Raw genomic sequence first — 11,651 nt, 5'->3', positions numbered from 1 at the left:
GTTGTGAACGAGAACTACACGCCGCTCTTTAAACGGCGCAAGCTACGTTGCAACCGACTGTCTTCTTCTCTTACTGACAACATGACTTCTTCGATATAGCTTAAATGCTCGTTCGAAGCTTCACGTGCCGCATCAGGGTCTCGGCGAACAATCGCAGCCAATAAATCTCGGCGGTGATCATTTGCCATAGTAGAGGCTTCTTCACGACGACTCAGAAGCTCTAAATTTTGTGCCACATTTTTATGTAGCACAGGGGTTAAACTTAACACTAAGTGAAGCATTGCCACATTGTGTGACGCTTCAGCCACTGCACGGTAAAAACGTACAATGGCATCTGCTTGTGCTTCAATATTTACGGCGTTTTCAACGTCTAAAATACTGTTTTTAATATTCTGCATATCGGCATCTGTGCCACGTAACGCAGCAAAGTAGGCCATCATGCCTTCAGTGGCGTGACGAAACTCAAGCAAATCGTATTGGCTTTCAGAGTCGTTATGCATTAATTCAACGATAGGATCGGCAAGACTTTGCCAGAGTTGTTCTTTAACGTATGTACCGCCACCTTGACGACGCATCAATAGGCCTTTGGCCTCAAGCTTCTGGATGGCTTCACGTAAAGACGGGCGTGACACTTCAAACTGCACAGCCAGCTCACGCTCAGGAGGTAACTTTTGCCCAGGTTGCAGACTGCCTTCTAGGATCATGCGCTCAAGTTGCTCCATGATCACATCAGAAATTTTTGGCTGATTAATCTTACTGTAAGCCATATGTATGCTTAAACTCCCCAGAATCACCTATTGTCAATTGGTCTTACCAATTTATGTGAGAGCGGGCACTTTAGCAAAACATCTTAATCATGTCTAGCTTATCGCTTAAGCTGATACACCGCCGCTCAGTTTACAGAGCATAAACGAAAAAAACGGGTATGGGGTCAGACCATTTGACAATAACCGGTTAAACATCAAAATCAACCTAACTGACGACCCCAAAAATCGTCAGCACCGACACAAACGTCACTAACAAGGTAAAATTACGCTTACTCAAAGCTAATAAGGCTAGTGTAGGCTGCACACTCACCGGCGCGGGGCCAGCTTCTGGCAAAGATTCCGCACTTAATGCGGTTTCCGTTACCACGATTTTAGCGCTACAACGGGCATCAAATGCGCGTTTTCGCCACGCATTTAGCCCTTGAGTAAATTGACCACTCAACACATATCCAAAACTGAAAATTCGGCTAGGCAACCAATCAAACAAACGTTGTAAGTGATCGATTAAAGGCAAAGAGAGGTTTTGTTTGATGTTTAAATCATAATAAAAGCGAATACTGCAATACAACACGGCACCAACAGGACCAAAACACACCAAAAACAATGCCACTGCACCGTAATAGCGGTAATTTATCCAGGCCACGCTTTGACCAACTTTAATGCCTAAGTCACGTTCATCAACGGCATCAATACATTCGCCGCAATCTAGCTCGCCAGCATAACGATAACAAGCTTGCACATCGCCTCGACAAGCGGCCTGAACATACTTTTTAAATGTATCGCGTAAATCCTGATGGCTAAAGCAAACTAACGCCACCACCACCCATAACAACAAACTGGGAATATCAAATAATAATCCGCTAATTAATAGACCCACACCAAAAACAACAAAAGAAGGTAAAATCACCGCAATCGCCATAGCCACATCGGTTGTTAATGATTTTTTATCCCAAAATTGCTTATGGTAACGCATCATCAATTTGTCAAACTGCCAATTCACTGGCAATAACTTTAATCGTTCCACTAAAATGGCGATGAGCAATGAAAATAATGCCATGGTTTATCCTTAAGCCTTAAAATAAATGTGTGCGGCAAACTCGCTGCAAAAAACAACCGTGTAAGATCAAACAACCCTCAACAAATCGCATCTCGATAACGTCGCCAATCAAAGCTTTCACCCGGATCGGTTTTTCTAATAGGGGCGATATCACAATGGCCAACAATCCGCGTAGAGTTAATCATAGGGTATTGCGCCATAATCTCCAATGTAAGTTCAGTCAGCTGCTGATATTGTGCATCGGTATAGGCCACAAAATCAGTGCCTTCTAACTCAATTCCTATGGCAAAATCATTACAATTTTCTCGCCCTTGAAACTGCGATACTCCCGCATGCCAGGCTCTATCATCACAACTGACATATTGCACAATCTCACCATCACGGCGGATTAAAAAATGAGCCGAAACCTGTAACCCGTTTAATTCACTAAAGCTGTCATCGGCTTCTAAATCTAAACAGCCTTGAAATAACGCATCAATATGCGGCAATCCAAAACACCCAGCAGGCAAGCTAATATTGTGAATAACCAATAAGCTCACTTCGTTATTAGGCCGAGCATTAAAATGAGGTGAAACACAGCGTCTAGCGCTTGCTAACCAGCCGCAAGATAAACTTGTATGGGTTTTCATATAGTTGAGATCTTAAAACGCATCAAATGTAAGCCATAAATTAACAGCAAAATGGCCTAAATACCATGTTGCCCACACTCACAACCGCGGCAAAGTTATGCTAACCTATCGCCATACACACAACCTTTAACCTGTGATAGTAAAACACACAGGTAATTTTGTCGTCGCAAGGATTTAGCTTATGTTAGAAAATGATATCCGTCATGCAGTGAAAACCGCATTAAATGAAGATTTAGGCTACAACGAGCACCAAAGTATTGAACAAATGCTTAAGGCTGATATTACTGCACAACTGATCCCCGCCGATAAACATGTTGAGGGCAGCCTGATTACCCGTGAAGAAGGGGTATTTTGTGGCAAAGCCTGGGCAGAGCAAGTCTTTAATCAACTGGGTGGTGAAGTGGCTTTGCATTGGCACGTAGACGATGGTGATTTAGTGGTGCCAAATCAGGTGCTATGTGAACTATCAGGCCCAGCTCGCGCCATTCTCACCGGCGAGCGCACCGCAATGAACTTCATTCAAACCCTATCAGGTGTTGCCACATTAACTAAGCTGTATGTTAATAAGTTAGCCGGCACTCACACCCGTTTACTCGATACCCGTAAAACCATCCCAGGGTTACGTACGGCGCAAAAATATGCGGTAACCTGCGGTGGCGGCAAAAACCACCGTATTGGGTTATATGATGCCTTTTTAATCAAAGAAAACCACATCATGGCCTGTGGCGGCATAAGCCAAGCCATCGAGGCTGCACGTCAACTTCATCATGATAAACCGGTAGAGGTAGAGGTGGAGTCCATCGCAGAATTAACCCAAGCGTTAGAGGGCGGCAGCGACATCGTAATGCTAGATAACTTTGATATCACCATGATGATTGAAGCAGTAGCATTAAACCAAACCTTTAAAGCCACAGGTAAAGGAGCAAAATTGGAAGTGTCAGGTAACGTCACCTTAGACACCCTTGCCGATTTTGCGAAAACGGGTGTTGACTATATTTCAGTGGGTGCATTAACCAAGCATGTTAAAGCGCTCGATTTATCGTTAAGACTAAAAGCCTAAGCGCAATATTAACGTCGAGGCTCTGATGATTGAGCCTCTATGTTTTCATTCTCAATCACATCTGATCGCGCCAGATTTATGACCTCAACACCCTCAGTGTCAAAAAAATGATTGACCAACAAGCAGTTGTCAAAAAAATGTTATAGCGTTTTGTAACAAAAATCGCCAAGTATAGAATATTTAATCATTTATTTTACCTTTGTATGATAAAAGTATTCCATTTTTAGTAACTTTATACTAACGTTTACACAGGCGAATGGCCTTTCGGCCAGAACTTGTATCATTACTTAGGTAATTGAACACGCCAAAACATTTTTTGTGATGCCGCGACGTTTATCGTTCAAGTGCTGCAAAACGGTGTTTTGGGTATCAACCACTTTAGCAATATACAACTCAGCCGAAATGTCATTAAGTTGGTTAAATGTAATGTCTGCCACTTTAGTGAGTTAGCCAATAATCACACTAATACGGCAAAGGCTTAAAAGCCTGCAAGATATGAATAACTCAACTACACTGATAACACGATAAAAAACTGGCTCGTTTCAATAAATGAAACAGATCAATAATAGTTACTAACATGTGCTCGTAAGGCTTCGGCAATGATGGATGCCACTGACACTGCAACAAGCGCGATGGTTTAATGACCTTGCGACCCGACCTGCAGTTCAGCACCTAGGATTGGATAGGCCCAAACACATTTACGGAGAGAAAAAATGAAAAGCATTAACCAAATTAAAAACGCTAAGGGTTTCACCCTTATTGAATTAATGATCGTAGTCGCGATCATCGGTATTTTGGCAGCGGTGGCTTTACCTGCTTATCGCGACTATGTTGCTGCAGCTCATGGTGGCGCAGCTATGAAAGGTGTAAGTGCTTATACATCTAAAGCTGTTGCTTGTGTGCAATCAGGTGTAGGTTGTGCATCTATAGCCGACGATGGTACAAATGTTGCTGAATTAACGGTTAGCGCTGGTTGGGCTGAAGAGAAGGGTGGTACATTAGCCTATACAGATAAAACATGTGTTATAACTGCAACAGTAACGAATGCAGGCATAGTTTCATATAAGGCAACAGTTGATGCCGCTGCAGCTACTGGTGCAACTACAGCGAAACAATGTGCTGATGGTGCAGGTAAAAATGTAACATTCTAATATATTTAAGATTTAATACAACGCCAAGGATATAGCTTTATTCTTGGCGTTTTTCACTACAGTGTTTAAAAACTACTAGTTAATTCCTTCACTAGGAAAGTTATGCCTAATAATGGTTTGCATCTCGGTTTATCCACTCTTTTTCTTCGCAAAAGTTTACTTAGTGAAGAGCAAACCTCATCTGCAATTCTTGAGTCGAGAAAGTCCAAAAATGCGTTAGTTACCACTATAATCAAATTAAAGTTACTGTCTGCGAGAGAAATTGCCGAACTTTGCTATGAAGAATATGGTACGCCCCTCCTAGATTTAAATGAATTTGATGTATCATCAATTGCTGAAGAGTTGCTCAATAAAAAACTCATTGAAAAACACCGCTGCCTCCCTTTATTCAAACGCGGTAATCGCTTATACATTGCCACCTCTGATCCAACTAACATCAACGCTTTAGAAGATTTTCAATTCAGTTTAGGGTTGCATGCTGAAGCCATTTTGGTTGAAGATGATAAACTTCAAAAAATATTAGAAAAACTCAGTGAAGAAGATATTTCCGGTTTAGATCTGTCAGGGGTTGATTCAGATGCGCTCGCGAATATGGAGGTTGCTGACACTGAACGCAAAGATGAAATATCAGGTGATAGTAGTGATGATGCACCGATTGTTATTTACATCAATAAAATTCTTACCGATGCCATTCGTAAAGGCGCGTCAGATCTGCATTTTGAACCCTATGAAAAGCGCTATCGCATTCGTTTTCGTATTGATGGTATTCTCCATGAAGTTTCAGAGCCGCCAGTAAACCTAGGCGGTAGAATATCGGCACGTTTGAAGGTGATGTCAAAGCTGGATATTGCTGAACGGCGTGTGCCGCAAGATGGCCGCATTAAAATGAAGCTATCGCGCACTAAATCGATTGATTTTCGTGTCAGTACCTTGCCCACCATCTGGGGCGAAAAAATTGTAATGCGTATCTTGGACTCTTCCTCAGCGCAACTCGGTATTGAAAAGCTCGGCTATGAAGATGATCAGCGCCAGCTATATGAGGAAATGCTCGCCAAACCCCAAGGCATGATTTTGGTAACAGGACCTACAGGTTCGGGGAAAACCGTATCCTTATATACAGGTTTAAATATTCTTAATACTGAAGAGCGCAATATCTCCACTGCCGAGGACCCAGTAGAGATTAACCTCGAGGGTGTTAATCAGGTTCATATTAATTTAAAAGCCGGTTTAACCTTCGCGTCAGCGCTACGCTCATTTTTACGTCAAGACCCTGATGTGGTGATGGTCGGTGAAATACGTGATTTAGAAACCGCCGAAATTGCCATTAAAGCGGCGCAAACCGGTCACTTAGTGTTATCCACCTTACACACTAACTCCGCCGCAGAAACCTTAACCCGCTTACTTAATATGGGCGTACCCGGTTATAACATTGCCAGCTCGGTCAATTTAATTATTGCCCAGCGTTTAGCAAGAAGGCTTTGTCCTGCCTGTAAACAACCCGAAGATGTGCCACCTGCAGAACTGTTGCGACTTGGCTTTAACCAGCAAAACATCGATGAAGGCTTCACTGTTTATAAGCCTTGCGGCTGTGATTTATGCTCTGGTGGCTATAAAGGACGAGTAGGTATTTATGAAGTGATGAAAATTACCGATGAAATTGCCCGTACTATTATGGAAAGCGGCAATTCATTGCAAATTGCCCAGCAAGCTAAACAAGAGGGGATGCGGGATTTACGCCAATCAGGTTTACTAAAGGTGGTTCATGGCGTCACCAGTATCGCTGAAGTTAATCGTGTTACCAGCTTCAATTAGCTAAAACGTTGACATTGGAAATATCGACTTAGATATTTACTCACAATTCGTTTACAATTAATCACAACAAAAATAAATATAATTTCAAGGAATCGCTTTATGGCCACAGCGACAGTGAAAAGAAAAACGTCAAGAAAAAGCAAGGACGTAAAGCATCAGCCTAAAGTATTTAATTTTGAGTGGAAAGGCCTCAACCGTGATGGTCAAAAAACTGCGGGAGAGCTTCGTGGTGCCACAATAGCTGAAATAAGAAGCATTTTAAAAGCCCAAGGCGTTAATCCTAAAAGCGTCCGTAAAAAAGCCGCACCATTATTTAAAACCGAAAAAAAGATCACCGCAATGGACATTGCTATGATCACTCGCCAAATTGCAACAATGCTAGCCGCTGGTGTTCCACTTGTTACAACAATAGAACTTTTGGGGAGAGGCCATGAAAAAGCAAAGGTCAGAGAGCTATTAGGCAGTATTTTATCAGATGTGCAGTCTGGTATACCTTTATCAGATGCTTTAAGGCCACATAGACGTTATTTTGATGACCTATACGTCGATTTAGTCGCTGCTGGCGAACATTCAGGATCATTGGATGCGGTATTTGATCGTATCGCAACCTACCGTGAAAAATCCGAAGCATTAAAGTCTAAAATTAAAAAAGCCATGTTTTATCCTGCTGCGGTTGTGATTGTAGCAATTGCAGTTACCACTCTTCTATTGCTTTTTGTGGTCCCACAGTTTGAAGAAATATTTCATGGCTTTGGCGCCGAATTACCCGCTTTTACCCAATTTGTATTAGGTATTTCACGTGCATTACAATCTTCCTGGTATTATATTTTCGCTATGATATTTGCGGCAATATTTCTGTTTGTGCGAGCACATCGCAATTCACAAGTTGTTAGAGATCAAGTCGATACACTTATTCTAAAAATTCCTGCTATTGGTGACATTCTCCATAAAGGTGCTATGGCGCGTTTTGCTCGTACATTAGCAACCACATTCGCCGCAGGTGTTCCGTTAATTGATGGTCTAGAATCCGCAGCTGGCGCTTCCGGTAATGCGGTGTATCGCAATGCATTAATTAAAGTCCGTCAAGAAGTGATGTCTGGTATGCAAATGAACGTAGCCATGCGCACAACGGGTTTATTCCCTGACATGCTCATTCAAATGGTGATGATTGGTGAAGAATCCGGTGGCTTAGACGAAATGTTGAATAAAGTGGCCAATATTTATGAGATGCAAGTAGATGATGCCGTCGATGCATTATCGAGTTTAATTGAACCGATTATGATGGTCGTTATCGGCACCGTTGTAGGCGGCTTAATTGTCGCTATGTACTTACCTATCTTCCAAATGGGTAAAGTAGTTGGTTAATTTAAAATCTATCTTTCAAAAATAATAAGAAAAATCATGTCTGAATTTATCTCTACCTTTATTACCACAATGAGCCAATACCCTTGGCTCTTTGTTGCTATTAGCTTTATCTTTGCCGCTACCATTGGCAGCTTTCTGAATGTGGTGATTCACCGCTTACCCGTGATGATGAAACGCGAGTGGCAAAGTGAATGTAACTATTACTTAAATGAATATCATCCGGATATTGTCAAACAAGTCGGTGAAAAAAGACTCGCTAAACCGATTGATGCTTTTCCCGAAAAGTACAATTTAATGGTCCCTGGTTCTGCCTGCCCCAAATGTAAAACTGACATTAAGCCTTGGCACAATTTACCTGTACTGGGTTGGTTAATGCTTAAAGGGCAATGCGCCAGTTGTCATACCAAGATTTCTGCTCGTTATCCTATTGTTGAATTAACAACCGGATTATTGGTTGCGACATTAGCCTTTTACTTTGGCCCTACTACCCAGTTTATCTTCGCGTCCATACTGACGTTTTTTCTTGTCGCCTTAACCGGCATCGACCTAGATGAAATGCTATTACCGGATCAATTAACTTTACCTTTGCTATGGCTTGGTTTAATCATCAACCTCCAAGGCGTGTTTGCAAGCCCTACCGATGCATTAATTGGCGCTGTGGCAGGCTATTTAAGTTTATGGTCAGTGTTTTGGCTATTCAAGCTAGCTACCGGCAAAGAAGGCATGGGCTATGGTGATTTTAAACTGATGGCGGTGTTTGGTGCCTGGTTAGGCTGGCAAATGCTACCTATGATTATTCTTTTATCATCTTTAGTAGGGGCCATTATTGGTATCGCCATGATTGCCACTAAAAAGCTTCACGCAGGCAAACCCATTCCTTTTGGGCCTTATATCGCGGTTGCTGGCTGGATAGCATTAATATGGGGACAAGAAATTATTAATTGGTACCTCAGCACCTTAGTATAAGGCACTACTGACATGGCTAAATTCATTGTTGGATTAACTGGCGGTATTGGTAGCGGCAAAACCACAGTGGCCAATTTGTTTGCTGAGCTTGGCATAACCTTAGTTGATGCCGATATCGTAGCAAGAGAAGTGGTTGCAAAAGGCTCTGAGGGCTTAACACGGATTATCGAACACTTTGGCGCGGATGTTTGCCAAATCGATGGTAGCCTAAATCGAATTGCATTGCGTGAGATTATTTTTAACCAGCCACATCAACGTGATTGGTTAAATAACTTATTACACCCGATGATCCGCAATACCATGCTAAAACAAGTTCAGCAGGCCGATTCAGCTTATGTAATTATGGTTGTTCCCTTGCTATTTGAAAATGGCTTAGATAAGTTAGTCAATACAACTTTGGTGGTGGACGTAGATCCTAAGTTGCAAATTTCAAGGACGAGTGAACGTGATAAGGTGGCATCAACTCAAGTTGAACAAATCATATTGAGCCAAATGCCACGTGATCAACGATTATCAAAAGCTGATGATATCATCGATAATCAAGGTCAATTAAATGCGTTACGAAGCAAAGTGGCTTCGTTACATCATAAATACTTGGAATTAGCGAAAACACCAAACTGACATGACCGACTTAATATACGAACAGCCCTTAAATGAAAAAATTCGTAGTTATTTACGGTTAGAGTACCTGTCGACGCAATTGCAAAATAATCTGACTCAAGATCATCAGCATCGTTGTTTTTACCCGTTGTTTTCACTTTGTGAATTAACCGACAGGTGTGATTATCGATCTGATGTACTCAAAGACCTTGATCGAAATATAGCGCTATTATCCAAATGGCTTGAGCTACCACATGTAGACAAACTGCAAATTAATGACATTATTAATCGTTTGGCTCAAGCTAAAGCGCCATTACAAATGCCGGATAGAATTGGCATTCATCTAAAAAAAGATAAGTTTATTTCAGCGTTGCGCCAACGTTTCGGTATGCCTGGAGCGTGCTGTAACTTTGACCTACCGCAACTGCACTTTTGGCTAGGTAAACCCTGGAAAGAAAGACAGTTAGATCTACAATGTTGGATAGACCAATATCAACCACTGCTTACCCCAATCAGTTTATTACTCGAGTTAATCCGCAACACAGCAGATTTTACGCCTGCAGATGCAAAAGCCGGTTTTTATCAGGGCGACAGTGCGCAGGCTTTATCGTTAATCCGAGTAAAAATTGATACATCTCAAGGTTGTTATCCAACAATCAGCGGACATAGAAATCGATATGCCATCCACTTTGTGGATTTTGAACAACAACGCCACACAGACAAAACAATTCAATTCCTTCTGGCTACTTGCACCTAAACCTTTTAAGATCGGTTAATGCTATTATTTACCGTGCAAGAAGAAACTTATGCCTATTACCGTTAATTGCCCCATCTGCAAAACTCAAGTGAATTGGGTTGCTGAAGCCAAATTCAAACCATTTTGTAGCGAGCGCTGTAAGCTGATCGATTTAGGTGATTGGGCTGATGAGAAACATGCCATCCCAGTGAAAACGCCATTAGACCCAGATATGTATGATGACTTAGGTTACGACGATTTAGGATTAAACGAATCTGCATTTTTTAAACAAGATTAGTTTTCAACTGGGATAATTCGGAATTTATTATGCAAAAGCGTGTTCATGTCGCCGTAGGTGTCATCATTAATCAAGATAAGCATATTTTATTAGCTAAAAGGCACGGACACCTTCACCAAGGAGGAAAATGGGAATTTCCTGGTGGTAAAGTGGAAGCGAATGAAACAGTGACAGAGGCGTTAATCAGAGAGCTAAAAGAAGAAGTCAATTTAGATGTTACAGCTTCAAGTCCATTTATGGATATTAGCCATGACTACCCAGATAAGCATGTGCGTTTAGATATTCATTTAGTAAAAGATTTTTCCAATGAAGCCCTCGGCTTAGAAAATCAACAAATACGTTGGGTCCCCATTTATAACCTAGCAGAATTTGATTTTCCTGAAGCCAATAAACCTATTGTCGATAAGATTTTAGCTGAGCTAGGCTAGAATTATGCGTAAGATATTATCTAGTCCTTAGATAAGTCTCCAATGTATCAACTTATCTCAGGACTGGACATAATTAGTAATCTATAAACAACCCTCTTGAAGAGCCTTCTACGCAGAAACCGATATCGACAGCTTGTTACCTTGGAACTTTAAAAGCTAGGTGTAGTTGCCTAGACATTTACCCTGGAAATGACCTACTCTCACATGGGCATATCGGCCACACTACTTTTATGCTCAAATTTCAGATGTAAAAAAGCCCGTTACGTTAGCAATGGGCTTGATACTCTCTTTACGAGAAATTCGGCGCCTGAAAATGACCTACTCTCACGTGGGCATATCGGCCACACTACTTTTATGCTCAAGTTTCGGATGTAAAAAAGCCCGTTACGTTAGTAACGGACTTGATACTCTCTTTAAGAGAAATTTGGCACCTGGAAATGACCTACTCTCACGTGGGCATATCGGCCACACGACTTTTATGCTCAAGTTTCGGATGTAAAAAAGCCCGTTACGTTAGTAACGGGCTTGATACTCTCATTACGAGAAATTAGGCGCCTGGAAATGATACCACAGCTCTATGGTTTCCAGACAAATTTGGTTATCTAACGTCATTCGACATTAAATAATAATTCGGAAAGCTGATGCACGTTATCTTTCAAACGTCGCTTCTTTTGAGTTCAACACTATTTAAGCGCTTTATTCTAATACTAAGTGCGTATCAGTAAAACCCATCTGGGTTGTATGGTTAAGCCTCACGGGTCATTAGTACAAGTTAGCTCAAC

Annotated in this window: 13 protein-coding genes; 9 read left to right on the top strand and 4 right to left on the bottom strand. The window is 41.6% G+C overall.

From position 1 onward, the window contains the following. Window positions 1-14: 14 nt before the first annotated feature. The 3 genes from pdhR to ampD all read right to left on the bottom strand — a co-directional run bounded on the left by pdhR (window position 15) and on the right by ampD (window position 2,453). Window positions 15-767 (bottom strand): pyruvate dehydrogenase complex transcriptional repressor PdhR, encoded by a 753-nt coding sequence (gene pdhR, locus IEY03_RS13175; protein WP_188842459.1) that lies wholly within the window; start codon window positions 765-767, stop codon window positions 15-17. Between the two features lie 205 nt (window positions 768-972). After that, window positions 973-1,824 (bottom strand): beta-lactamase regulator AmpE, encoded by an 852-nt coding sequence (ampE, locus tag IEY03_RS13170; protein WP_188842457.1) that lies wholly within the window; start codon window positions 1,822-1,824, stop codon window positions 973-975. Between the two features lie 77 nt (window positions 1,825-1,901). Further along, window positions 1,902-2,453, bottom strand: coding sequence for a 1,6-anhydro-N-acetylmuramyl-L-alanine amidase AmpD (ampD, locus tag IEY03_RS13165; protein ID WP_188842455.1), 552 nt, complete (start codon window positions 2,451-2,453; stop codon window positions 1,902-1,904). Between the two features lie 181 nt (window positions 2,454-2,634). Between ampD and nadC the strand changes: the two genes are divergently transcribed. Continuing rightward, window positions 2,635-3,513, top strand: a complete 879-nt coding sequence (gene nadC / locus IEY03_RS13160) for a carboxylating nicotinate-nucleotide diphosphorylase (RefSeq protein WP_188842453.1) — start codon at window positions 2,635-2,637, stop codon at window positions 3,511-3,513. A 287-nt stretch (window positions 3,514-3,800) separates the two neighbouring features. On the opposite strand, the gene IEY03_RS13155 is transcribed toward nadC, so the two are convergent. Then, window positions 3,801-3,950, bottom strand: coding sequence for a hypothetical protein (locus IEY03_RS13155; RefSeq protein WP_188842451.1), 150 nt, complete (start codon window positions 3,948-3,950; stop codon window positions 3,801-3,803). Window positions 3,951-4,226: 276 nt separating this feature from the next. Between IEY03_RS13155 and IEY03_RS13150 the strand changes: the two genes are divergently transcribed. From IEY03_RS13150 to mutT, 8 genes are all read left to right on the top strand, one after another. After that, window positions 4,227-4,664 carry a pilin gene (locus IEY03_RS13150; RefSeq protein ID WP_283103423.1) on the top strand — a complete coding sequence of 146 codons (438 nt, stop codon included), beginning with the start codon at window positions 4,227-4,229 and terminating at the stop codon, window positions 4,662-4,664. A gap of 102 nt (window positions 4,665-4,766) precedes the next feature. Continuing rightward, a complete protein-coding gene (pilB, locus tag IEY03_RS13145) occupies window positions 4,767-6,476 on the top strand; it encodes a type IV-A pilus assembly ATPase PilB (RefSeq protein WP_188842449.1) in 1,710 nt (569 codons plus the stop codon). A gap of 99 nt (window positions 6,477-6,575) precedes the next feature. Next, complete coding sequence (locus tag IEY03_RS13140; protein ID WP_188842447.1) at window positions 6,576-7,841, top strand: type II secretion system F family protein; 1,266 nt, start codon at window positions 6,576-6,578, stop codon at window positions 7,839-7,841. Window positions 7,842-7,877: 36 nt separating this feature from the next. Then, the gene (locus IEY03_RS13135) at window positions 7,878-8,807 is read left to right on the top strand and encodes a prepilin peptidase (RefSeq protein WP_188842445.1); all 930 of its coding nucleotides are present in this window, start codon (window positions 7,878-7,880) and stop codon (window positions 8,805-8,807) included. Window positions 8,808-8,819: 12 nt separating this feature from the next. Beyond that, entirely contained in the window at window positions 8,820-9,428 is a 609-nt protein-coding gene (gene coaE / locus IEY03_RS13130) for a dephospho-CoA kinase (RefSeq protein ID WP_188842443.1), read from the top strand. A gap of 1 nt (window position 9,429) precedes the next feature. After that, window positions 9,430-10,164 (top strand): cell division protein ZapD, encoded by a 735-nt coding sequence (zapD, locus tag IEY03_RS13125; protein ID WP_188842441.1) that lies wholly within the window; start codon window positions 9,430-9,432, stop codon window positions 10,162-10,164. 49 nt (window positions 10,165-10,213) lie between these two features. After that, window positions 10,214-10,441, top strand: a complete 228-nt coding sequence (gene yacG / locus IEY03_RS13120; RefSeq protein WP_188842440.1) for a DNA gyrase inhibitor YacG — start codon at window positions 10,214-10,216, stop codon at window positions 10,439-10,441. A gap of 29 nt (window positions 10,442-10,470) precedes the next feature. Further along, window positions 10,471-10,869, top strand: a complete 399-nt coding sequence (gene mutT, locus IEY03_RS13115; protein WP_188842438.1) for an 8-oxo-dGTP diphosphatase MutT — start codon at window positions 10,471-10,473, stop codon at window positions 10,867-10,869. The last annotated feature ends 782 nt before the right edge of the window (window positions 10,870-11,651 follow it).

This window comes from Shewanella aestuarii, assembly GCF_014647215.1.
Classification (GTDB): domain Bacteria; phylum Pseudomonadota; class Gammaproteobacteria; order Enterobacterales; family Shewanellaceae; genus Shewanella; species Shewanella aestuarii.
The sequence above is the reverse complement of the archived record's forward strand: the minus strand, read 5'-3'. Positions and strand labels throughout refer to the sequence as shown.

What these genes read in the sequence shown, in the direction of transcription:
- nadC (WP_188842453.1), top strand. Translation starts at nt 2,635, where the DNA reads ATGTTAGAAAATGATATCCGTCATGCAGTGAAAACCGCATTAAATGAA.
- IEY03_RS13135 (WP_188842445.1), top strand. Translation starts at nt 7,878, where the DNA reads ATGTCTGAATTTATCTCTACCTTTATTACCACAATGAGCCAATACCCT.
- IEY03_RS13140 (WP_188842447.1), top strand. Translation starts at nt 6,576, where the DNA reads ATGGCCACAGCGACAGTGAAAAGAAAAACGTCAAGAAAAAGCAAGGAC.
- pdhR (WP_188842459.1), bottom strand. Translation starts at nt 767, where the DNA reads ATGGCTTACAGTAAGATTAATCAGCCAAAAATTTCTGATGTGATCATG.
- pilB (WP_188842449.1), top strand. Translation starts at nt 4,767, where the DNA reads ATGCCTAATAATGGTTTGCATCTCGGTTTATCCACTCTTTTTCTTCGC.
- coaE (WP_188842443.1), top strand. Translation starts at nt 8,820, where the DNA reads ATGGCTAAATTCATTGTTGGATTAACTGGCGGTATTGGTAGCGGCAAA.
- ampD (WP_188842455.1), bottom strand. Translation starts at nt 2,453, where the DNA reads ATGAAAACCCATACAAGTTTATCTTGCGGCTGGTTAGCAAGCGCTAGA.
- zapD (WP_188842441.1), top strand. Translation starts at nt 9,430, where the DNA reads ATGACCGACTTAATATACGAACAGCCCTTAAATGAAAAAATTCGTAGT.
- yacG (WP_188842440.1), top strand. Translation starts at nt 10,214, where the DNA reads ATGCCTATTACCGTTAATTGCCCCATCTGCAAAACTCAAGTGAATTGG.
- IEY03_RS13150 (WP_283103423.1), top strand. Translation starts at nt 4,227, where the DNA reads ATGAAAAGCATTAACCAAATTAAAAACGCTAAGGGTTTCACCCTTATT.
- ampE (WP_188842457.1), bottom strand. Translation starts at nt 1,824, where the DNA reads ATGGCATTATTTTCATTGCTCATCGCCATTTTAGTGGAACGATTAAAG.
- mutT (WP_188842438.1), top strand. Translation starts at nt 10,471, where the DNA reads ATGCAAAAGCGTGTTCATGTCGCCGTAGGTGTCATCATTAATCAAGAT.